29 protein-coding genes are annotated in these 22,819 nt (G+C 38.4%); 5 read left to right on the top strand and 24 right to left on the bottom strand.

Features of this window, described 5'->3' with window-relative positions; all coding sequences use genetic code 11:
- Positions 1-14 precede the first annotated feature (14 nt).
- From rpmD to rpsL, 23 genes are all read right to left on the bottom strand, one after another.
- Complete coding sequence (gene rpmD / locus J4051_RS09230; protein ID WP_208233582.1) at positions 15-197, bottom strand: 50S ribosomal protein L30; 183 nt, start codon at positions 195-197, stop codon at positions 15-17.
- Positions 198-208: 11 nt separating this feature from the next.
- A complete protein-coding gene (gene rpsE / locus J4051_RS09225) occupies positions 209-733 on the bottom strand; it encodes a 30S ribosomal protein S5 (protein WP_129018495.1) in 525 nt (174 codons plus the stop codon).
- A 6-nt stretch (positions 734-739) separates the two neighbouring features.
- On the bottom strand, positions 740-1,096 hold the full coding sequence (gene rplR / locus J4051_RS09220; RefSeq protein ID WP_208233581.1) for a 50S ribosomal protein L18: 357 nt from the start codon (positions 1,094-1,096) through the stop codon (positions 740-742).
- 10 nt (positions 1,097-1,106) lie between these two features.
- Positions 1,107-1,649, bottom strand: coding sequence for a 50S ribosomal protein L6 (rplF, locus tag J4051_RS09215; protein WP_208233580.1), 543 nt, complete (start codon positions 1,647-1,649; stop codon positions 1,107-1,109).
- A gap of 12 nt (positions 1,650-1,661) precedes the next feature.
- A complete protein-coding gene (rpsH, locus tag J4051_RS09210; RefSeq protein WP_208233579.1) occupies positions 1,662-2,060 on the bottom strand; it encodes a 30S ribosomal protein S8 in 399 nt (132 codons plus the stop codon).
- A 190-nt stretch (positions 2,061-2,250) separates the two neighbouring features.
- Positions 2,251-2,520, bottom strand: a complete 270-nt coding sequence (rpsN, locus tag J4051_RS09205) for a 30S ribosomal protein S14 (protein WP_208233578.1) — start codon at positions 2,518-2,520, stop codon at positions 2,251-2,253.
- A gap of 3 nt (positions 2,521-2,523) precedes the next feature.
- Positions 2,524-3,075: a 50S ribosomal protein L5 gene (gene rplE / locus J4051_RS09200; protein WP_208233577.1), complete on the bottom strand. Its 552-nt coding sequence runs from the start codon at positions 3,073-3,075 to the stop codon at positions 2,524-2,526.
- Between the two features lie 2 nt (positions 3,076-3,077).
- Entirely contained in the window at positions 3,078-3,392 is a 315-nt protein-coding gene (rplX, locus tag J4051_RS09195; protein ID WP_208233576.1) for a 50S ribosomal protein L24, read from the bottom strand.
- Positions 3,393-3,443: 51 nt separating this feature from the next.
- A complete protein-coding gene (gene rplN, locus J4051_RS09190) occupies positions 3,444-3,812 on the bottom strand; it encodes a 50S ribosomal protein L14 (protein ID WP_129018488.1) in 369 nt (122 codons plus the stop codon).
- Between the two features lie 2 nt (positions 3,813-3,814).
- Complete coding sequence (gene rpsQ, locus J4051_RS09185) at positions 3,815-4,072, bottom strand: 30S ribosomal protein S17 (RefSeq protein ID WP_013869035.1); 258 nt, start codon at positions 4,070-4,072, stop codon at positions 3,815-3,817.
- Positions 4,073-4,090: 18 nt separating this feature from the next.
- Positions 4,091-4,282: a 50S ribosomal protein L29 gene (gene rpmC / locus J4051_RS09180; RefSeq protein WP_027126039.1), complete on the bottom strand. Its 192-nt coding sequence runs from the start codon at positions 4,280-4,282 to the stop codon at positions 4,091-4,093.
- Between the two features lie 12 nt (positions 4,283-4,294).
- Positions 4,295-4,720 carry a 50S ribosomal protein L16 gene (gene rplP, locus J4051_RS09175; protein WP_208233575.1) on the bottom strand — a complete coding sequence of 142 codons (426 nt, stop codon included), beginning with the start codon at positions 4,718-4,720 and terminating at the stop codon, positions 4,295-4,297.
- A 19-nt stretch (positions 4,721-4,739) separates the two neighbouring features.
- The gene (gene rpsC / locus J4051_RS09170) at positions 4,740-5,471 is read right to left on the bottom strand and encodes a 30S ribosomal protein S3 (protein ID WP_208233574.1); all 732 of its coding nucleotides are present in this window, start codon (positions 5,469-5,471) and stop codon (positions 4,740-4,742) included.
- An 8-nt stretch (positions 5,472-5,479) separates the two neighbouring features.
- On the bottom strand, positions 5,480-5,887 hold the full coding sequence (rplV, locus tag J4051_RS09165; RefSeq protein WP_163517580.1) for a 50S ribosomal protein L22: 408 nt from the start codon (positions 5,885-5,887) through the stop codon (positions 5,480-5,482).
- Positions 5,888-5,895: 8 nt separating this feature from the next.
- Positions 5,896-6,174, bottom strand: a complete 279-nt coding sequence (gene rpsS / locus J4051_RS09160) for a 30S ribosomal protein S19 (RefSeq protein ID WP_040248524.1) — start codon at positions 6,172-6,174, stop codon at positions 5,896-5,898.
- A gap of 10 nt (positions 6,175-6,184) precedes the next feature.
- Positions 6,185-7,012, bottom strand: coding sequence for a 50S ribosomal protein L2 (gene rplB / locus J4051_RS09155; protein WP_208233573.1), 828 nt, complete (start codon positions 7,010-7,012; stop codon positions 6,185-6,187).
- 10 nt (positions 7,013-7,022) lie between these two features.
- The gene (gene rplW / locus J4051_RS09150) at positions 7,023-7,313 is read right to left on the bottom strand and encodes a 50S ribosomal protein L23 (RefSeq protein WP_146893505.1); all 291 of its coding nucleotides are present in this window, start codon (positions 7,311-7,313) and stop codon (positions 7,023-7,025) included.
- A 6-nt stretch (positions 7,314-7,319) separates the two neighbouring features.
- Positions 7,320-7,949, bottom strand: coding sequence for a 50S ribosomal protein L4 (rplD, locus tag J4051_RS09145; RefSeq protein ID WP_208233572.1), 630 nt, complete (start codon positions 7,947-7,949; stop codon positions 7,320-7,322).
- Positions 7,949-8,563, bottom strand: a complete 615-nt coding sequence (gene rplC, locus J4051_RS09140) for a 50S ribosomal protein L3 (RefSeq protein ID WP_208233571.1) — start codon at positions 8,561-8,563, stop codon at positions 7,949-7,951. The genes rplD and rplC overlap by 1 nt, the downstream gene beginning before the upstream one ends.
- A gap of 218 nt (positions 8,564-8,781) precedes the next feature.
- Positions 8,782-9,087: a 30S ribosomal protein S10 gene (gene rpsJ, locus J4051_RS09135; RefSeq protein ID WP_129018480.1), complete on the bottom strand. Its 306-nt coding sequence runs from the start codon at positions 9,085-9,087 to the stop codon at positions 8,782-8,784.
- A gap of 11 nt (positions 9,088-9,098) precedes the next feature.
- Positions 9,099-11,225, bottom strand: a complete 2,127-nt coding sequence (gene fusA, locus J4051_RS09130) for an elongation factor G (protein ID WP_208233570.1) — start codon at positions 11,223-11,225, stop codon at positions 9,099-9,101.
- 3 nt (positions 11,226-11,228) lie between these two features.
- Complete coding sequence (rpsG, locus tag J4051_RS09125; RefSeq protein WP_208233569.1) at positions 11,229-11,705, bottom strand: 30S ribosomal protein S7; 477 nt, start codon at positions 11,703-11,705, stop codon at positions 11,229-11,231.
- 93 nt (positions 11,706-11,798) lie between these two features.
- Positions 11,799-12,173, bottom strand: a complete 375-nt coding sequence (gene rpsL / locus J4051_RS09120; protein ID WP_027126027.1) for a 30S ribosomal protein S12 — start codon at positions 12,171-12,173, stop codon at positions 11,799-11,801.
- A 174-nt stretch (positions 12,174-12,347) separates the two neighbouring features.
- Here rpsL and J4051_RS09115 point away from each other — a divergent pair, with 174 nt between their 5' ends.
- From J4051_RS09115 to rlmB, 4 genes are all read left to right on the top strand, one after another.
- The gene (locus tag J4051_RS09115; RefSeq protein ID WP_208233568.1) at positions 12,348-14,033 is read left to right on the top strand and encodes a BamA/TamA family outer membrane protein; all 1,686 of its coding nucleotides are present in this window, start codon (positions 12,348-12,350) and stop codon (positions 14,031-14,033) included.
- 265 nt (positions 14,034-14,298) lie between these two features.
- Positions 14,299-17,487: a SusC/RagA family TonB-linked outer membrane protein gene (locus tag J4051_RS09110; RefSeq protein ID WP_208233567.1), complete on the top strand. Its 3,189-nt coding sequence runs from the start codon at positions 14,299-14,301 to the stop codon at positions 17,485-17,487.
- A 3-nt stretch (positions 17,488-17,490) separates the two neighbouring features.
- Positions 17,491-19,080 carry a SusD/RagB family nutrient-binding outer membrane lipoprotein gene (locus tag J4051_RS09105; protein WP_208233566.1) on the top strand — a complete coding sequence of 530 codons (1,590 nt, stop codon included), beginning with the start codon at positions 17,491-17,493 and terminating at the stop codon, positions 19,078-19,080.
- Between the two features lie 152 nt (positions 19,081-19,232).
- Positions 19,233-19,967: a 23S rRNA (guanosine(2251)-2'-O)-methyltransferase RlmB gene (gene rlmB, locus J4051_RS09100; protein WP_208233565.1), complete on the top strand. Its 735-nt coding sequence runs from the start codon at positions 19,233-19,235 to the stop codon at positions 19,965-19,967.
- Positions 19,968-20,139: 172 nt separating this feature from the next.
- On the opposite strand, the gene J4051_RS09095 is transcribed toward rlmB, so the two are convergent.
- Complete coding sequence (locus J4051_RS09095; protein ID WP_208233564.1) at positions 20,140-20,928, bottom strand: rhomboid family intramembrane serine protease; 789 nt, start codon at positions 20,926-20,928, stop codon at positions 20,140-20,142.
- Positions 20,929-21,397: 469 nt separating this feature from the next.
- On the opposite strand from J4051_RS09095, the gene J4051_RS09090 reads away from it, so the two are divergent.
- Positions 21,398-22,678 carry a replication-associated recombination protein A gene (locus tag J4051_RS09090; protein WP_208233563.1) on the top strand — a complete coding sequence of 427 codons (1,281 nt, stop codon included), beginning with the start codon at positions 21,398-21,400 and terminating at the stop codon, positions 22,676-22,678.
- Positions 22,679-22,819 lie beyond the last annotated feature (141 nt).

Below are 22,819 nucleotides of genomic sequence, written 5' to 3'. Positions count from 1 at the left end.
TTGAAAGCATATTGTTAATTTATTTCTTCTACAGAAACTAAATGTTGAACTTTATTAATCATTCCAAGGATACTTGGCGTATCGTCATGCTCAACAACCTGATTCATTTTACGCAAACCTAAAGATTCCAATATTCTCTTTTGTTGTAGCGTACGGTTGATAGCACTCTTTACTTTTTTTACTTTAATCTTTGCCATTATTGTATTGATTAACCGTTAAATACTTTCTCAAGTGAAATTCCTCTATCCTTAGCAACAGATTTTGCGCTTCTCAATTGTAACAAGGCATCAAAAGTTGCTTTAACTACGTTATGAGGATTTGAAGATCCTTGAGATTTTGATAATACATCTTGGATACCAACTGCCTCCAAAACCGTTCTTACAGCTCCACCAGCAATAACTCCAGTACCTTCGGTAGCTGGAATAATATTAACTCGTGCTCCGCCGTACTTACCTTTTTGTTCGTGAGGTAAAGTCTTTCTAAGAAGTGGAATTCTTACCAAGTTTTTCTTGGCATCTTCTATTCCTTTTGCAATTGCAGTTGCAACATCTTTAGATTTCCCTAAACCTTGTCCAACAACACCTGCTTCATCTCCAACTACAACAATAGCTGAAAAACCGAATGCTCTACCACCTTTAGTAACTTTAGTAACTCTCTGAACCCCTATAAGATGATCTTTAAGGTCTAAACCACTTGGCTTTACTAATTCTGCGTTTTTATATTTTCGATACATAATGTCTTAAAATTTTAGTCCTGCTTCTCTAGCACCTTCTGCTAACGATTTTACTCTTCCGTGATATTGATAACCACCTCTATCAAAAGAGATTGTTTCTACACCAGCCTTCAATGCTTTTTCACCAAGCGCTTTCCCAACAAGGGCAGCAATTTCTGATTTGGTTCCTTTTGCAGAACTAATATCTTTATCTCTTGAAGATGCAGCACTAATAGTATTACCAGTTACATCGTCTATAATTTGAGCATAAATTTCTTTATTGCTTCTAAATACAGCCAAACGAGGTCTCGTTTCTGTTCCAGAAATAACCTTTCGGATTCTGCTTTTTATTCTTAATCTTCTTTGATTTTTTGTCAATGCCATAACTAAACGATTATGCTGATTTACCTGCTTTTCTTCTTAATTCTTCTCCTACAAACTTGATTCCTTTTCCTTTGTAAGGCTCAGGTTTTCTATATCCGCGAATCTTCGCTGCTACCTGTCCTACCAATTGTTTGTCATGTGAAGTCAACTTTACGATTGGATTCTTTCCTTTTTCAGAAATCGTCTCTACTGTAACTTCAGGAGCTACTGATAAAACGATATTATGAGAGAACCCTAAAGCCAAATCTAATCTTTGTCCCTGGTTTGTGGCTCTATAACCTACACCTACCAATTCCAATTGTTTGGTCCATCCTTCTGATACGCCGTGTACCATATTATTAACCAATGATCTGTAAAGACCATGGTTAGTTCTTGCTTCTTTACTGTCTGATGGACGTGCAACTGACACCTCACCATCTTTAACTGTAATTTCAACGTTTGAAAATTCTTGAGCTAATTCACCCAACTTACCTTTTACGGTAATTACGTTGTCTTTGACGTCTACTGTAACCCCTTCTGGGATTGCTATTGGATTATTTCCTATTCTTGACATATCTTCCCTTTTTTAGTAAACGTAGCACAATAACTCACCACCAACATTCGCTCGATGCGCTTGCTTTCCTGTCATTACTCCGTGAGAAGTAGAAACAATTGCAATTCCAAGTCCGTTAAGGATTCTTGGCATTTCACTTGAGCTTGCGTATTTACGTAAACCTGGTTTACTTAATCTTTGAATTTTTCTGATAACAGGTTCTTTAGTCTCTTTGTTGTACTTAAGGGCTATCTTGATAGTGCCTTGTACTGAAGAGTCATCAAACTTGTAACTTAAAATATATCCTTGGTCGAATAATATTTTAGTGATTTCTTTTTTTAGATTGGATGCAGGTATTTCAACAACTCTGTGGTTGGCCATAACTGCATTTCTAACCCGCGTTAGATAATCTGAGATTGGATCTGTATTCATTTATATTAAATTGCGGACTTGGTTTTTGGTTCTCTCCAAACCTTTGCCCAGTTTATACTCTTACTAAGATGTGCAAATAAAATGTTGAACATCTAAGATGCGATTTATCGCATCTCTACAATGCGATGAATCGCATTGTGTTAAAAACGCAAGGCCATTGCTTGTGTCAGAAACACAAGGCATTGCGTTTTTACCAAGATGCTTTTCTCACACCTGGTATCAAGCCTTGGTTTGCCATTTCGCGAAACGTCACACGAGAAACCCCAAAAGTACGAATATACCCTCTTGGTCTTCCGGTCAATTTACAACGGTTGTGCAAACGTACAGGTGATGCATTTCTTGGTAATTTCTGTAAGCCTTCATAATCGCCAGCTTCTTTTAAAGCTTTACGTTTTTCAGCATACTTAGCTACCATTTTTTGTCTTTTCACCTCACGGGCTTTCATTGATTCTTTAGCCATATCTTAATTCTTTTGAAAAGGTAAACCCAATTCTGTTAATAGCGATTTTGCTTCTTTATCTGTATCAGCTGAAGTCACAAAGGTAATATCCATTCCAGAAATATTGTTGACTTTATCAATATCAATCTCTGGGAATATAATTTGTTCAGTAATACCCAAGTTGTAATTTCCTCTACCGTCAAAGCCTTTAGCTTTAATACCGTTAAAGTCTCTTACTCGTGGTAATGCTGATGTCACCAAACGGTCTAGGAATTCATACATTTGCTCTCCGCGTAATGTAACTCTAGCGCCAATTGGCATACCTTTACGTAATTTAAACGATGCGATATCTTTTTTAGATACTGTAGGAACCGCTTTTTGACCTGAAATTTTAGTCAATTCGTCCACTGCATGATCTACTAATTTTTTATCGGCAACTGCAGCACCCACTCCTTTTGATAATACTATCTTTTGAAGTTTAGGAACTTGCATTACGTTCTTATATCCGAATTCTTCTGTAAGAGCGGAAATTACTTTTTCCTTATACTCTTGTTTTAATCTTGGAATATATGCCATAACTAAATTACTTCATTTGATTTTTTAGAAAATCTCACTTTGTTATCACCTTCCATTCTATAACCAACACGTGTTGTTTCACCTTTCTTGTTCAAAAGTGATAGGTTGGAAATATGAATAGGTGCTTCTTTCTCTACAATGCCACCTTGAGGACTTTGTGCACTTGGTTTAGTATGTTTCTTAACCATGTTCACGCCTTCAACGATTGCCTTGTTTTTTTCCTTTAAGATTTTTACAACCTTACCTTCTGTACCTTTATGGTCTCCGGCAATGACTTGTACTGTATCTCCTGTTTTTATTTTAAACTTTGTCGTCATCTTTATCTTTTTTTGAAATGCTTAGCTGTTGGAACGCAACATTCTGCGTCTTTACAGCACTTCAGGTGCCAATGATACAATTTTCATGAATTGCTTATCACGAAGTTCTCTTGCTACAGGTCCAAAAACACGCGTGCCTCTCATTTCTCCTTGCGGATTTAAAAGTACACAAGCGTTATCATCAAATCTGATATATGATCCGTCTGGGCGTCTTACCTCTTTTTTGGTACGTACAACAACAGCTGTAGAAACAGCTCCCTTTTTGATGTTACCATTAGGTGTTGCATCTTTTACAGAAACAACTATCTTGTCACCTAGAGAAGCATACCTTCTTTTAGTACCACCTAGAACACGGATAGTCAATACTTCCTTTGCTCCAGTGTTATCAGCTACTTTTAATCTTGATTCTTGTTGTAACATAATTACTTAGCTCTTTCAATTATTTCTACTAGTCTCCAACATTTAGATTTACTTAAAGGTCTTGTTTCCATGATCTTTACCGTATCTCCAATGTTACAGTCATTTGTCTCATCGTGTGCAACGTATTTTTTCGTTTTTAACACGAATTTTCCATACATAGGATGTTTTACTTTTTTAACTTCGGCAACAACGATGGATTTCATCATTTTGTTACTAGTTACAACTCCTATACGTTCTTTTCTTAAATTTCTTTTTTCCATCTTTCAGCGGAATACAAATTATTGTACTTCTCTTTTAGTTAATTCGGTTGCAATTCTTGCTACAGAACGTCTCACGTTGCGTAATTGAATCGGATTTTCTAACGGTGAGATAGCATGAGCCATATTCAGGTCAGCATAACTCTTTTTAGTTTCACCTAACTTATCTTGTAATTCAGCTGTAGAAAGCTGTTTAATTTCTGATTGCTTCATAATATCTATATATTAAACACCGTAATCTCTGGCGATTAGGAATTTTGTTTTTACAGGTAATTTTTGAGCTGCCAAACGTAATGCTTCTTTTGCAACGTCTATTGGCACGCCACCTACTTCAAACATAACTCTACCAGGTTTTACTACCGCTACCCAATATTCTACAGCACCTTTACCTTTACCCATACGTACTTCAAGAGGTTTCTTGGTGATAGGCTTGTCTGGAAATATTTTGATCCAAAGTTGCCCTTCTCTTTTCATATAACGTGTAGCTGCAATACGAGCTGCTTCAATTTGACGAGATGTTAAAAACATTCCCGTTTCGTGTACCGATTTTATTCCGAACATTCCATTTGAAAGTTCATGTCCTCTACCGGTATTTCCTTTCATGCGGCCTTTTTGCTGCTTACGGAATTTTGTCTTTCTAGGTTGTAACATTTTTCTTTTACTTTAAAAATTACTTTCTACGTCGGGCCTTGTTATTCCCACCACGTCTTGGCGAATCAGATCCTCCTTTGCCACCTTGTTTTTTGGATAAACCAACTAACGGTGAAAGCTCTCTTTTACCATATACTTCACCTTTCATGATCCACACTTTAACACCCAATCTACCGTAAGTAGTATGTGCCTCAACTAAAGCATAATCAATATCGGCTCTAAACGTCGATAATGGAATTCTTCCTTCTTTGTAGTGCTCAGAACGTGCCATTTCAGCACCGTTTAAACGACCACTAATTTGAATCTTGATTCCTTCAGCATTCATTCGCATTGTTGCAGCAATAGCCATCTTGATGGCACGTCTGTAAGAAATACGATTCTCGATTTGACGAGCAACGCTAGATGCCACTAAAAAGGCATCCAATTCTGGTCTCTTGATCTCGAAGATGTTCAATTGAACTTCCTTATCAGTAATTTTCTTAAGCTCTTCTTTTAACTTGTCTACCTCTTGACCACCTTTCCCGATAATGATACCTGGTCTTGCAGTTGTGATAGTAACGGTTACAAGTTTAAGCGTACGCTCAATAATTACTCTCGACACACTTGCTTTAGATAAACGAGCATGGATATATTTTCTAATCTTGTCGTCTTCAGCAAGTTTATCTCCATAATCATTGCCACCATACCAGTTAGATTCCCATCCTCTGATAATTCCTAAACGATTTCCGATTGGATTTGTCTTTTGTCCCATATCTCTATTTAAGCTTGTGTGTTATTTTTTGCTCCAATAACCACGGTCACGTGGTTGGAACGTTTTCTAATTCTGTGTGCACGACCTTGAGGTGCTGGACGTAGTCTCTTCAACATTGCGCCACCATCTACTCTGATCTCTTTAACGAACAAGTCAGCATCTTCAATGCTTGCATCTTCGTTTTTTGCTTGCCAATTGGCAATTGCTGAAAGCACCAACTTCTCTAAACGACGAGATGCTTCTTTCGGGCTAAATCTTAAGATATTTAGAGCCATCTCAGCTTTTTGTCCTCTAACCAAATCCGCAACTAAGCGCATTTTTCTCGGTGATGTAGGACAGTTATTAAGTTTAGCAAAAGCGATGTGCTTTTTTTCTTCCTTAATAGCGTCTGCCATTTGTTTTTTACGACTTCCCATAGCTCTACTTATTTTTTACCTTTATTTTTTGCACCTGCGTGACCTCTAAAAGATCGGGTTGGTGAAAATTCTCCTAACTTGTGACCTACCATGTTCTCAGTTACATAAACTGGTACAAATTGACGACCATTGTGAACAGCGATTGTTTGTCCAACAAAATCTGGTGAAATCATAGAGGCTCTAGACCACGTTTTGATTACCGTCTTTTTATTTGAAGCTACATTCTCTTCAACTTTTTTACTCAATTTATAATGGATGTAAGGTCCTTTTTTTAATGAACGTGCCATATTATCTCAATTATTTCTTTCTACGTTCTACAATATACTTGTTGCTCGCTTTGGTTTTAGTACGTGTTCTATAACCTTTAGCTGGAATTCCGTTTCTTGATCTTGGATGACCACCTGAAGCACGTCCTTCACCACCACCCATTGGGTGATCGACAGGGTTCATTGCTACCGGTCTTGTACGTGGACGTCTTCCTAACCATCTTGATCGACCTGCTTTACCAGAGACAATCAATTGATGATCATGATTAGATACCGCGCCAATTGTCGCCATACATTCTACAAGAATCAAACGTGTTTCGCCAGAAGGCAATTTCACGGATGCAAATTTTCCATCTCTCGCCATTAATTGGGCGAATGAACCAGCACTTCTTGCCATAATAGCTCCCTGTCCCGGACGCAATTCAATACATGAAATAATAGTACCAAGCGGTACATGCTTCAATGTCATTGCATTTCCAATTTCTGGAGCAATATTCTCAGTTCCAGAAACTACATTCTGCCCTACTTTCATACCAGCTTGAGCAATAATGTAACGTTTCTCACCATCTTGATAATTCAAAAGAGCGATAAATGCCGTTCTGTTTGGATCGTACTCGATAGATGCAATTTCTGCTGGAACTCCAGTTTTGTTACGTTTGAAATCGATGATACGATACCTTCTTTTATGACCTCCACCAATTTGGCGCATGGTCATTTTTCCTTGACTGTTTCTACCACCCGATCTTTTGTTCGGAACGAGCAAGCTCTTTTCCGGCTTATCAGTAGTAATGGCGTCATAACCATTTACTACTCTAAATCGCTGACCTGGTGTGATCGGTTTTAATTTTCTTACTGACATTTGTCTTTAATTACATGTTAGTGTATAAATCAATAGATTCCCCTTCCGCCAGTTGTACAATTGCTTTTTTGACAGCATTTGTTTTACCATTTTGAATACCTGTCTTTGTGTGACGGGTTCTTCTATCTGGACGGACATTTATAGTACGAACTTTTTCAACGGAAACGCCATAAGCAGCTTCCACCGCTTTTTTTATTTCAACCTTGTTCGCCTTCGTATTCACTTGGAAGCTATAGCAGTTATTTAACTCGCTATTAGCTGTCGCTTTTTCAGTGATTATAGGTTTAATTAAGATGCTCATGTTTCCTTATTTACTTAAATTCGATTCAATTCCTTCTAAAGAGCTCTCCAAAAGGATTAATTTGTTTGCATTTAAAATCTTGTAAGTGCTTAATTCTGAGTTCATTATAACGTCAGAACCTTTTAAATTACGTGAGGACAAATATACATTATTATTTGACGCTCCCAACACAAACAAAGACTTTTTATTCTCAACACCCAACGCTTTCAATACGTTAGTGAAGTTTTTGGTTTTTGGGGAGTCAAAATTGAAGTCTTCCATTACCACGATTGCCTCGTCATTAGCTTTCATTGTTAAGGCTGATTTACGCGCTAAACGCTTAAGGCCTTTGTTCAATTTGAAGCTATAGTTTTTTGGCCTTGGACCAAACATTCGTCCACCACCTCTAAAAATTCCAGACTTGATAGATCCTGCACGTGCAGTACCTGTACCTTTCTGTTTTTTTATCTTACGTGTGCTTCCAGAGATTTCTGCTCTTTCCTTAGCCTTATGCGTTCCTTGACGTTGGTTAGCAAGAAATTGCTTAACATCTAAGTAAACCGCATGATTATTAGGCTCAATAGCAAACACATCTGCAGAAAGCTCAACCTTTCTACCCGTGTCTTTTCCGTTTAAATCTACAACTGCTACTTTCATTATTTCTGAATAATTACATAAGAGTTCTTATGACCAGGAACACATCCTTTGACCACCAATAAGTTCTTTTCAGGAACTACCTTGTAAACTCTTAAATTTTCAACATTCACTCTTTCGCCACCCATTCTTCCGGCCATCTTCTTTCCTTTGAATATTCTTCCAGGATAAGAAGCTGCACCAACAGAACCAGGAGCTCTACCCATACTTTGCTGACCGTGGGTCATTTCTGAACCACCAAATCCGTGACGCTTAACGACACCTTGAAATCCTTTTCCTTTAGATGTACCTGCAATGTCAACATATTCACCTTCGATGAAATGTTCTACAGTGATAGCATCACCTAATTTGTAATCTCCTCCAAACCCTTGGAATTCAACGACTTTTCTTTTAACAGAAGTACCGGCTTTCTTAGCATGACCTGCTTCAGCTTTTGTGGCGCTTTTCTCTGTCTTGTCATCGAAACCAAGTTGAAGAGCACTATACCCGTCAACCTCTTCGGTTCTGACTTGGGTAACGATACATGGTCCAGCTTCGATTACTGTACAAGGAATGTTTTTCCCGTTTTCATCAAAGATGCTGGTCATACCGATCTTTTTTCCTATTAACCCAGACATAATTATTATTTATTGATTATTATTAATTACTTACTATTTAATTTTTGCTTGCTTGTACGGACAAGTCGCGACTTGTCCGTACGGATCCAAAATACTCAGGGCCGAAAATACTTCAGCCCTGAATGTATTTTTACCGTTTTTCCCTCGCCCGCAGCTTAGGACATGTTGAAGCGCGATGCATTGCGCCTTTCTTTGTTCAGACGCAAAAAATTGCGTCTCTATACCTTGATCTCTACTTCTACACCACTTGGCAATTCAAGCTTCATCAAAGCATCAATAGTTTTTGATGAAGAACTATAGATGTCCAAAAGTCTTTTGTATGAACTTAATTGGAACTGCTCTCTAGCTTTCTTGTTGACGTGTGGAGAACGTAGTACAGTGAAAATTTTCTTGTGTGTTGGTAATGGAATTGGTCCCGTTACAACTGCGCCTGTACTTTTTACTGTTTTCACAATCTTGTCAGCAGATTTGTCTACTAAACTGTGATCGTATGATTTTAGCTTTATTCTGATTTTTTGACTCATTTTCTTATAATTTAAGCTTCGACGCCTTTAGCTGCTTTAATCACTTCTTCAGATATATTAGAAGGTGTTTCAGCATAATGTGAAAATTCCATTGTTGATGTTGCACGACCTGAAGACAATGTTCTTAATGTAGTTACATAACCAAACATTTCAGATAATGGCACAGTTGCTTTAACAGTTTTAGCTCCAGCTCTGTCACCCATGTCACTCATTTGTCCTCTACGACGGTTCAAATCTCCTACAATGTCACCCATGTTTTCTTCTGGTGTGATCACCTCAATTTTCATGATTGGTTCCATGATCACAGCTTTAGCAGCTTTTGCAGCATTTCTAAATCCGATTCTTGCAGCCAATTCAAATGATAGTTGATCAGAATCGACATCATGGTAAGAACCATCTGTCAATGTTACTTTCATAGCATCAACTTCGTAGCCTGCCAATGGGCCGTTGACCATAGCTTGTTTAAATCCTTTTTCAATAGATGGGATAAATTCCTTAGGAACGTTACCACCTTTAATAGCAGAAATAAACTCCAATCCTACTTTACCTTCATCAGCTGGCTCCAATGTGAATTGGATATCAGCAAACTTACCACGACCACCAGATTGTTTTTTATAAACTTCTCTGTGCTGTGCCGCTTTGGTAATAGCTTCTTTATATTCAACTTGTGGTGCACCTTGGTTGACTTCAACTTTGAACTCACGACGCATACGGTCAACAATAATATCTAAGTGAAGCTCACCCATTCCAGAAATAATCGTCTGTCCTGATGCCTCATCAGTTCTTACTGTAAACGTTGGATCTTCTTCAGCCAACTTAGCCAAAGCCATACCCATTTTATCAACATCAGCTTTAGTTTTTGGTTCCACAGCGATACCAATAACTGGATCTGGGAAGTCCATAGACTCTAAAACAATTGGATGTTTTTCATCAGACATGGTATCACCAGTCTTGATATCTTTAAATCCTACTGCAGCTCCAATATCTCCTGCCTCGATATAATCAAGTGCATTTTGCTTGTTGGAGTGCATTTGGTAGATACGTGAGATACGTTCTTTTTTACCTGAACGGTTGTTCAAGATATAAGAACCAGCATCTAAACGTCCAGAATAAACTCTAAAGAATGCCAAACGACCTACAAAAGGATCTGTAGCAATCTTAAATGCCAAAGCAGCAAATGGCTCCTTCACACTTGGTTTACGTCTTTCTTCTTTTTCCGTATCTGGATTGACTCCAATTACACTTTCTCTATCCATTGGAGAAGGTAGGTAGCGACAAACAGCATCCAATAAAAATTGAACTCCTTTGTTTTTGAATGATGACCCACATATCATTGGGATAATGGCCATATCCATAACGGCAGCTCTTAATGCAGCATGTACTTCTACTTCTGTAATAGAGTCTTCATCTTCCATGAATTTCTCTAATAAGTTTTCGTCGTAACTCGCTACTTCTTCTATTAATAAAGCTCTGTATTCACGAACCTCTTCCTTCATCTCTTCAGGAATAGGCACCACATCATAAGTAGCACCAAAGTTTTCATCGTGCCAAACTACAGCTCTATTTCTCACTAAATCAACAACACCTCTAAAATCACCCTCGTCTCCAATAGGCAATACAATTGGCACTGCATTAGATCCGAGCATTTCTTTAACCTGTTTGTTAACCTCTAAAAAGTTGGCACCTTGACGGTCCATTTTGTTAACAAACCCAATTCTTGGAACTTTATAGTTATCGGCAAGTCTCCAGTTAGTTTCAGATTGCGGTTCAACACCATCAACTGCACTAAACAAGAACACCAAGCCATCAAGAACACGTAATGAACGGTTTACTTCAACCGTAAAATCAACGTGACCTGGAGTGTCAATAATATTAAAGTGATAGCTTTGAGCATCTTCTGTTGGCTCTCCATTTTCTTTTGGAAATACCCAATCACAAGTCGTTGCAGCTGAAGTAATGGTAATACCTCTCTCTGCTTCTTGCTCCATCCAGTCCATAGTAGATGATCCTTCGTGAGTTTCACCTAATTTATGGTTGACACCGGTATAAAATAAGATACGTTCTGTTGTTGTTGTTTTTCCAGCATCAATATGTGCTGCAATTCCTATATTTCTTGTAAGTAATAAGTCTCTTGCCATGTTTTAGAATCTAAAGTGTGAGAATGCTTTGTTAGCTTCTGCCATTTTATGTGTATCCATACGTTTTTTAACGGCAGCACCTTCTTCTTTGGCTGCGGCTAAAATTTCAGCTGCAAGTTTTGCTGGCATAGATTTTTCATTTCTTTTTCGTGAGTAACTGATCATCCATTTCATGGCTGTAGATACTTTACGGTCTGGACGAATCTGCATTGGAATTTGGAATGTTGCACCTCCAACACGACGACTACGTACTTCTACGTGAGGCATTACGTTAGATAAAGCATCTTTCCATGTTTCCAAGGCTGTTTTTTCTTCGTCAGTTTTCTTTGATTCTACAATGTCAATTGCATCATAAAATACTTTAAATGCCACAGACTTCTTTCCATCCCACATCATCATGTTAACGAAACGAGTTACTAACTGGTCGTTAAAACGTGGATCTGGTAAAAGCGGTCTCTTTTTTGCTGCTCTTTTTCTCATGTCTTCTTCTTAAGTTTTTAGTTATTAGTCGTCAGAGGTTAGAGATTGAGGCAAACGCACTCATAACTCATAACTCATAACACCTAACTTGTTTTACTTTTTAGGGCGTTTTGTTCCGTATTTAGATCTACGTTGTGTTCTACCTGTAACACCTGCGGTGTCTAAGGCACCACGAACGATGTGATATCTAACTCCTGGCAAATCTTTTACCCTTCCACCTCTAACCAATACTATCGAGTGCTCCTGTAGATTGTGACCTTCGCCGCCGATGTATGCGTTGACCTCGTTTCCGTTTGTCAAACGAACCCTTGCTACCTTACGCATTGCTGAGTTAGGTTTCTTAGGTGTCGTCGTGTAAACACGAGTACACACACCACGTCTTTGTGGACACGAATCAAGGGCAACCGATTTACTCTTCTTGGTTATTTTGGTTCTTCCTTTTCGTACTAATTGTGAAATTGTTGGCATATATTTCTATATAAATTTATTTTACTCCTCGCTTTTGAGGGCTGCAAAGGTAGAAAATAATTTCTTTTTTTCAAATGTAAAGTGATTAATTTTTAAATCTTTGACCATTTATTTAACATAGTACATATTTTTAGACAAAAATTTCCGTTAGCTTTGAAGATGTTTAAGCTTAACATGACCTTAAAAACAACCGCTTTCATATTTCTTGTCGGATGGCTATCCACTTCAAACCTTTTAGCTCAATCTTTAGAGTTAAAAGCTCTCGGGGCCAATGAGGATGCAACAATCATACTTGACGCTTTGGGCTACCAACAGAGGTTTAGCGACTTTAATTCACTTGAATTGGAGGTCAATTCAATAGCAAATTCCTTATCCCATTTAGGTTATTTGGAAAGTGAGTTTCTCGATTTAAAAAAAGTCAACGACTCATCTTTTGTCGCCACATATATTTTAGGCAAACGCTATACAACGGCCAGAATTCATTTTGACACTGGTTTTAATCGAAAAATCCTGAAATTAGTATCAAATGTCATCACGGAAAACTATTTCGAAGTTGAAATTAATTCCCTGGAAGCATCCCTTAAAACATTGAACGCTGAGATTGCAAACACAGGAGATCCTTTTTCTAAACTTCAACTTACCAATATCAGAAAAGAGGCAGGTGTTTTATATGCCGACTTAAACATTGTAGCACAACTGCAAAGAACAATCGATACCGTTATTGTTAAAGGCTACGATAAATTCCCAAAACCTTATGTAAAGCGCTACCTAAAGATTAAAAGCAAGCAAGCCTTCAATTTAAAAACCATAAGAGAAAAAACGGAGGCTTTAGAGAATTTACAGTTTGCCGCCCAAATAAAAGATCCTGAAATACTTTTCACTAAAGATTCGACCTTACTATATATATATGTAGAAAAACAAAAAAGCAATACGTTTGATGGATTCTTGGGTTTTGGCACAAACACCGATACCGATAAACTAGAGTTTGATGGCTACCTCAATCTCCACCTGATCAACAATCTCAATTACGGTGAATCACTCCGATTGCTCTATAAAAGTGACGAAAGTGAGCAAAAGACTTTTGATGTCAAAGCAAAACTTCCCTATTTATTTGGGTCTCCAATAGGGTTGCAACTGGGCCTCAATATTTTCAAAAAGGATTCTTCTTTTGTTACCACAACCCAGTTTGCCAAAATGGATTATCAATTCGATCCAAAAAACAGCCTGGCATTGGGCATCAATACACAGGCATCTACCAATTTATTGGACAACCTTAATTTGACTATTAACGATTTTAAATCGACATTTTACAACCTCAGTTATATTCATATAAGACCACAACGCTATGATAAGTTGTTTCCTGTCAACTTTCAGTTTGACATATCTGCGGGAATGGGCAAAAGAACCATTGAAGACATTGGTCAATCACAAACTAAACTGGAATTGAACAGTTTTAAAATAGTCAATCTTAATCTCAGGAATAGTATTTATGGTCAGGTCAGTGCTGCGATTTTAGATTCGGATACATATATTGAAAACGAATTATTTCGGTTTGGGGGGATTAACTCCATAAGAGGCTTTGAAGAAAATAGCTTGACAGCCAATTTATATGCCGTATTCAATACAGAGTATCGATATAAAGTCTCGAGCAATCTCTATGTTAATTCCATTATCGACCTCGCCTATTACGAAAATCAGATCCTTGATCTGAAAAGCAAACTCTTAGGATTAGGTTTTGGATTTGGAGTGCTCACACAAGCTGGGCTTTTTAAATTGAACTATAGTAATGGCAGTTCAGAAAATCAAAGTATTAAGCTGTCAAATTCTAAAATTCATATCAGTCTGTCGGCAACTTTTTAATATTTTCTTACTGTAAAATTTCTTCTTGATTTGATCCAGCTTCGTTTGAACCAAATGTTCTATAAAAAAACATCATTATCAAGCCCCTCCTCTCTTCAATGTAATCGAAACGTACTATCTCAATCGATTTAGTTAATATAAATCTTTGAAGATCAATACCGTAAATAATTTTATTTAGATTAATTTAAAATTCCCCGAAGTTTTAATTGGTTTTTTAACTTTTTATTAGGACTTTTGAACCAGGCTAATTCAAATTAATTTAAATATGAGAACACAATTTCGTGTAATTCTAACACTCTTGGTAGTGTTAGTCGCACATACGTTGTATGCGCAAGACAAAGTGGTTTCGGGAACCATAACGGACCAGTCAGGTCTGCCGCTTCCCGGAGTTAACATTATTGTAAAGGGAACCACAACAGGTACACAATCAGATTTTGATGGAAAATACTCCATTAATGCTGATACAGGTGATGTTCTCTCTTTCACCTATATCGGGCTAAAATCCCAAGAAATTACCGTTGGGGCGTCAAATACACTTAACGTTACTATGCAGGAAGACGCTGCAATGCTTGATGAAGTAGTTGTAACGGCATTGGGTATTTCGAGAGAGAAAAAATCATTGGGGTATTCTACCCAACAAATTGCTGGTGAAGAACTCGTTGAGTCGAGAAACGCAAATGCACTTGGCGCTTTAAGCGGTAAAGTCGCAGGTGTTCAAATCAGTTCGCCATCAGGTAACTTAGGAGGTTCAACGCGAATTGTTCTAAGAGGTATCGGTTCGATCACCCAAAACAACCGTCCATTAATTGTAGTAGATGGTATCCCATTGGATAACAGTAACTATAATTCTACTGGAACTCAAACTGGAGGCGGAGGTGTCGATTATGGAGATACTGGTTTTGATATCAACCCTGATGACATTGCTTCCATGAACGTTCTTAAAGGTGGTGCTGCAGCAGCATTATACGGTAATAGAGCAAACAATGGAGCGATTCTTATTACTACCAAATCAGGTAAATCAGGTAAATCTGAAATTACATTCAACTCTGGAATCAGTTTTGAGTCTATCAGCATCATCCCGAAAGTTCAAAAACTTTACGGTGGAGGTAGTGGAGCCTCAGATTTTGCACAAGCGACCATCAATGGACAAACCTACGACATTGTAGATTACGCCACCGATGAATCATGGGGACCAGCTTACGATCCTAATCGTAGAGTATTACATTGGGATGCATTTGATCCTGAATTTCCAGAAGATTATTTGAATCCGCGTGCATGGGTATATCCTAAATATGACCGCGAGGACTTCTTCAATACAGGGATGTCCTATAATAATGGTGTGGCTTTTTCAACTGGATCTGAAAAATCTCAAATGAGGTTATCGATTAACAATACACAACAAACGGGAATTGTACCTAATTCATCACTTGACAAAACATCATTAAACTTTAATGGGTCTGCAAAAATCACCGATAGATTAGAAGTCAATGCCGGTATTAACTTTACGGTAACTGATGGTTTCAATCGTCCTTCAATTGGTTATACTGGTGCTGGTGTCATTCAGCAGTTTTTCCAATTTGGCCAAACATCATTGGATATGGAGCGTTTAAAAAAATATATGCTACCTGATGGAACTCAGCGTTCTTGGAACAGAACAGCATATAATGATGCTACTGTAAGATACACAGACAACCCGTATTGGACGATAAATAAAAACACTTCACAAGATAAAAGGTCAAGGTATTTTGGAGATGTAGGATTGAAGTATAATTTTACTGACGAACTTTTCGTAACAGGTAAAATTTATACCGACAACTATGATGATAGAAGAAGTGATAGAACCGCAATAGGATCTCAAGGAGAGTCTGGTTACTACGAAATTGATCGTGATTTCTCAGAGATTAATTACGAAGCTTTACTCCATTATGACAATAATTTCATAAACGATAAATTAAACATTAACGCCTTTGTTGGTGCCAACAAAAGAGTTAATGAATACCACTCATTATCTGGAGAAACCAACGGCGGTCTTGTAGTAGATGGCATTTACAATATTAGCAACTCTAAGTCAAACCCTTTCGTAAACGACTACGATTCTGAAAGAAAGATTGAGAGTGTCTTTGGATCTGCATCCTTTGGGTACGATAACACGTATTATTTAACTGTAACAGGACGTAATGACTGGTCGTCCACACTTCCGGCGGCACACAACTCTTTCTTTTACCCTTCAGTATCTGGTAGTGTTGTTTTTTCTCAGCTAATTAACGCCAACTGGCTTGCCTTTGGTAAAGTACGAGGGGGTTATGCTGAAGTAGGTAGTGACACTGATCCTTACCAATTAAGGAATGTTTTTGATGACAGACCGGTATTTAACGGAGAACCTCGTTTTTCCCAACCAAGCAAGAACAACAATCCAAATCTAAAACCTGAAAACAAGACTACTTGGGAAGTGGGTCTGGAAATGGGCTTTCTTAACAACAGAATCAACTTTGACATCACTTATTACGACGAACTTACTGAAGATTTGATTACTCCAGTTCAAGTTGACGCTGCTACAGGATATACCTCGACAGTTGCGAATGCTGGTAAATTGGAAAACAAAGGTATTGAAGTCTTACTTAACGTCTCTCCGATAAGAACGGATGATTTTGATTGGACAGTAACTTGGAATTTTTCAAAAAACAAAAACAAGCTTTTAGAACTATTACCAGGCGTAAATTCTCTCGAACTCGCACGTTTCCCTTTCAACGGTGTCACATTAAATGCTGTTGTTGGCGAACCTTACGGTGTCATTAGAGGTACCGATTTTGTTTATGATGATAACGGAAACCGCGTAGTGGGATCAAATGGACTTTATCAAGAAACTAAAACTGTTCAAAACTTGGGTTCTGTATTGCCTGATTATAACATGGGCTTCAGAAACAGCATCACTTACAAGAACTTCAACTTTAGCTTTTTAATTGATATTCAAAAAGGAGGTAAATACAGATCTTTAACAAACTTGTGGAGCCACTACTCTGGTATTGCCGAGAGTACAGCTGCCAACAATATTCGCGAAGACGGTGTCGTTCTTCAAGGTGTTACAGGTACGGTAACTTATGATGCTGAAGGTAATTATACAGTTAGCAATACAGCAGCAAACACAAACTCAGTGAGTGCACAAAGATGGGGAACTGATTACTACTTTGGAGCAGACGCTTTAAACGTGTTTGACGCCGATTACGTTAAATTAAGAGAAGTAACACTTGGGTACACATTCCCAAAATCTTGGACCAAAGATATTGCCTCTTTAAGACTTAGTGCATTTGGAAGAAATCTTTTCACATGGGGCTTAGATAACGACAACTTCGATCCTGAAGTTGCAACTGCAGGTAGTGGTAATATTCAAGGCTCAGAAGGTGGTTCATTACCATCTACAAGAACTTACGGTCTTAACTTAGAAATAAAATTTTAAACGATGAAAAAGATAAAATATATAGGAATATTAGCACTGATGACAGGGTTTTCTCTGGTATCATCATGTGGTGAAGGAATTGAGGACGCAAATGTTAATAACAACAGTCCTGAACAGGTACCCACCAATACCATTTTCAATCATGCCACAGAACAGTATCTTTCTGCTTCGAGAGACGCGTTCAATCATGGTCGACTTACATTGAATTGGATGGAATATTGGGCACAGAACAGTTATGCTGATGAAGATCGGTATTTATACCGTGAAACCTCAGCTTCTGGTTTGTACAATGTGGCCTATTTAGTAGCGACAGATTTAAAGACCATCATAGAATACAACACTAATGAGGACACTAAAACTGAAGCAGCAGCTCTCGGAGACAATGATAATCAAATAGCAGCCTCAAGAATCATGTTGGCTTATATTTTTCACCAGCACACCAACACCTTTGGTGATGTACCTTACTGGTCTTATGGATCTGACGATCCAGAATTTGAGGCATTACAAGTAGATGACATTTTATCTCCGGTTTTTGCTTCACAAGAAAAAATATATGCTGATATTTTAAAAGAACTTCGTGAGTCAGCAGATATGATCAATGTCAATGCACCAGTATTTTCCAATGGTGATAATATTTTTAATGGTGATGCTACCAAGTGGAAAAGATTTGCAAACTCTTTAATCCTAAGAGTTGCTACAATGCTTAAAGAGGTGGATGCCAGTACTGCTGATGCAGCTATAACTGCTGCAATTGCCGATGGAGTTATGACGAGCAATAATGATAGTGCCGCTCAATTCTACGACAATGTTGGAGGAAACGAAAACCCAATGTGGAAAGCGTTTATCGATAGAACTGACTTTGGAGTTTCTGCGCCATTTGTTGACCTTATGAAAGGTGTCACCGGCAATTTTGGGCCAGACCCACGTTTATTCAGTATGGCTGCACCAATTAGTGCCAGCATTCAATCCATCAAGGATGCCACTTATCCAGCGAGTACGAATTACTCAGATTACGTTGGGGTACCTTATGCTTACGGAAACGTCAATAGAATTGGTTTTGACCTTTATTCATTTCCAAGCAGTGATGTTTTAAGCCCAACGTTCAGGGAAGTATTAATGGAATATTCTGAAGTTGAATTTTTACTTTCTGAACTCAATGGTTTTGCCCAAGAAAACTATGAGAAAGCAGTAACTGCTTCGATGGAAAAATGGAACGTGCCAGCTGGAGATATCGCTACATTTGTGGCCAATTTACCACCTGCAAATGAAGAAAATGTACTGAATCAAAAATACGTCGCACTTTATATGCAAGGACACCAAGCGTATGCGGAATTCAGAAGAACTGGCTATCCAAATTCGACAATTTTATTCCTGCCAGATGAAACTTACACTTTATCACCTGCACAAGCGGCAGCAGCCGGAGAAGCTTCATATAAATTTCTGTCAGGTGTCGATGGTCTTAACACATTACCAAGCCGTTTAAGGTATCCTGTTACCTCACAAACTTTAAATGGAGAAAATAGAGCTGCAGCAGTATCCAAATTAAGTGATGGAGATACAGTATTCAGTAAATTATTCTGGGACGTGAATTAATCTAATTTGCCTACTTGAAATTTGAAAACCTCTTAAGCTTTATGTTTAAGAGGTTTTTTTATACACTCTTTTAAAAAATAAATGAAAGGTTAGCTATGCATTCTTAAATAAACCTTCCCAAACTAAGAAGGTTATTTTATACCTTTGCGCCCATGGAACACGAAACAACTATTTTTGGAATCAGAGCGGTTATAGAAGCTATTAAATCTGGTGAAAACATTGACAAAATATTTTTACAAAAGGGATTGCGCGGCGATTTGTCTACTGAATTGGAGCAACTTTTACATAAGGAACGTTTAAACTTTTCTTACGTCCCTATTGAAAAACTCAACCGATTGACCACTAAGAACCATCAAGGTGTTGTGGCACAAATTGCACCGATCAGTTTTTATCCCTTGGAGGAATTGGTCACCAATGTTTTGGAATCCGGCAAGACGCCTTTATTTCTACTATTGGATCAGATAAGTGACGTCCGTAATTTTGGTGCCATAATCAGAACTGCAGAATGTACCGGTGTTTCAGGAATTATCATTCAGAAAAAAGGCGGTGCTCCCGTAAATGGCGATACCATCAAAACAAGTGCGGGTGCTATTTTCAAAATTCCAATCTGCAAGGTCGATCATATTAAAGATGCCGTGTTCTACATGCAGGCATCGGGCATTAAAGTAATTGCCGCTACTGAAAAGACCGACCAAAATCTTTACGATGTTTCTTTCACAGAACCTTGTGCGATTATCATGGGATCTGAAGGCAAAGGCATCAATCCGTCTATTCTAAAAATAGTGGATGAAAAAGCCAAATTGCCGATTTTAGGAGAGATTGAATCCTTGAACGTTTCTGTGGCCTGTGGTGCGTTTTTGTATGAGGTGGTGAGACAAAGACTTTAGATTTTTGATTGACGATTGACGATTGTTGATTGTTGATTGTTGATTTTGTGTTCCTAACTTACCTATTCCAGCCCGAATACATATAGGTAGGCAAAGGGAGTAGATTTCGGCAACGAATAAAACTCAAAATTAGAACCATTGTGACATAATCGATGGGATGTCATTGACCTAATTATTCTTTTTCTGGGGTTTCTTTATAAATATAATTGACTTTGGGTCCGCCATGTTGGTCATCATTTTCAATTTCATCTTTCTGCCCGTCCGTCAGGCCGACAATTTCATTTTCAATTTCAGGTTCCAAATTCTCAATAAAGTTTCCATTTTCGTCAAAATGTCTTAAAAACGGATCGTCGTCTTCATTATACTGTGGCTCTTGCCAGACGTAACGTTCTGGTTTGGCAATGGCCTTTCTGAAGATAACGGCAAAGAGCAACCCTGTAATGAGTCCGCCCAAATGCCCTTCCCATGACATGCCGTCTTTAATGGGAAGTACGTACCAGATCATACTGCCGTATAGAAAGATAATCAACAGTGACAAGGCCACCAATCGGAAGTGTTTGGCAAAAACACCCTTAAAGAATATAAAACTGACCAATACGTAAATGAGGCCACTGGCGCCAATATGGTTTGCTGGTCTTCCAATAGTCCATGTGATCAATCCCGACAGCAGAATACCATAGAGCAAGACCTTCCAGGCAATTGGTCTGTAAAAATAAAATAAGGCCATGGTGAGTACGACCAACGGAATACTATTGTGGTAGATGTGCTCAATATTGGAATGGATGAGCGGACTTAATACGATACCTCGCAGACCAATCAAACTTTCAGGAACGATACCCCAGGTTTTAATGACCGGAAAAAAACGGACTTGCAACCAAAACACTACCCAAATAAGCATCAAAAAAAAGATGGGATAGGCTACCACGCCTGTTGAATATCTGAAATGTTGCTGATTGCCCATGGTTAAATTTAAAGGTTTCTTATCAAATTCGTATCCATTTGACCCAAATATGAAAAATTGTCACGTTTCTGCATGAGTGATGGAGCGGTTTGTTTGAAATCCTTTTTGCTTTTTTTTCAAAACAAAAAGATTGAGCCGCGAGAGCACGACTTTTTTGTCCTTCACAAAAAAGGCATGCCCAAAAAGTAGAAATAAAGATATGCTTACTATTGACATTTTAGTTTATAATTAACAAGGCCCGATAATAGAATCAAGACCGCTTCGCTGTTAGAGCAAACCTGCGCGCCGGCAGCCAGGGAACATAGGCTTTTATTTAATAATGCCAACTAACTCTGCTCTGTTTTCATTTATTGAAATTCTCACCAAAATGATGATTATTTCCACTCCATAACATTCATCAAGACACAATGTCTTACAATAGTATATTAGTAAATTAATTATTTCAAAGGAATTCATGTAATTTTGCAATATGAATGCACCATTAGCAGAACGTTTACGACCAAAATATTTAAAAGACTACTTGAGTCAATCCCATTTGATTGGCGACAAAGGGGTTTTGACGCAACACATCAAGCAGGGCGTTATTCCGTCCATGATTTTTTGGGGGCCTCCTGGAACGGGGAAAACGACCTTGGCGAATATTATTGCCAATGAGTCCAACCGTCCATTTTATAAGCTGAGTGCCATCAATTCTGGGGTCAAGGACATCCGGGAAGTAATCGATAAGGCGAAGCACAGCGGTGGTTTGTTCACAGCTAAAAACCCCCTGTTGTTTATTGACGAGATCCATCGCTTCAGTAAATCTCAGCAAGATTCGTTGTTGGAAGCGGTTGAAAAAGGTTGGGTCACCCTTATTGGTGCTACGACTGAAAACCCAAGTTTTGAGGTCATCCCTGCCCTCCTGTCCCGTGCTCAGGTGTATGTACTGAATTCTTTTGATAAAAAAGACTTGGAAGACTTGTTGCAGCGCGCGATTACCCAAGATGAGATTCTTTCAAAGCGCAACATCCAACTGAAGGAAACCGAAGCCTTATTGCGCCTTTCTGGTGGCGATGCCCGAAAGCTTTTGAATATTTTCGAATTGATCATCACTTCTTATGATGAAGATGAAAAGATTGTGATCACCAATGAAGCCGTGCTCAAAAAAGTACAGAGCAATACGGTGCGCTATGATAAAACTGGCGAACAGCATTATGACATTATTTCGGCGTTTATTAAATCAATTCGAGGGAGTGATCCCAATGGAGCGGTATATTGGTTGGCACGGATGATTGAAGGTGGTGAAGATGTCAAATTCATTGCCCGACGCTTGCTGATTTTGGCCAGTGAAGATATTGGCAACGCCAATCCGACGGCATTAGTTATGGCGAATACCACGTTTCAGGCGGTCTCTGTGATTGGACACCCAGAGTCTCGCATTATACTGAGCCAATGTGCCACCTATTTGGCTACGTCTCCAAAAAGCAATTCCGCTTATGAGGCTATTGGGAGAGCACAACAATTGGTTAGGGAAACTGGTGATTTATCGGTGCCTTTATCGGTAAGAAATGCGCCTACCAAACTCATGAAGGAATTGGGTTATGGCGATAATTACCAATACGCCCATAGTTACGAAAACAACTTTGCGCCACAAGAGTTTCTTCCTGACGAAATCAAAAACACCAAACTTTACGAACCGGGAAATAATGCCAGGGAAAACTCGCAACGTGAGTTTTTAAAACAACGTTGGAAGACGAAATATGGGTATTAGAGGGTAGTGGGTAGTGGGTAGTTGGACAAAAGACGATAGAATAGAGACAAAAGACTATAGAAAACAGACAATAGAGATTGAAAAAAGACACTAAGATAAGAGTGAAATTGAGAAGCAATAAAATAATGATCCTAAAGTTAT

The sequence above is a fragment of the Gelidibacter pelagius genome (assembly GCF_017581925.1).
Taxonomy (GTDB): Bacteria; Bacteroidota; Bacteroidia; order Flavobacteriales; family Flavobacteriaceae; genus Gelidibacter; species Gelidibacter pelagius.
This window is presented reverse-complemented; position numbering and strand designations above follow the sequence as displayed.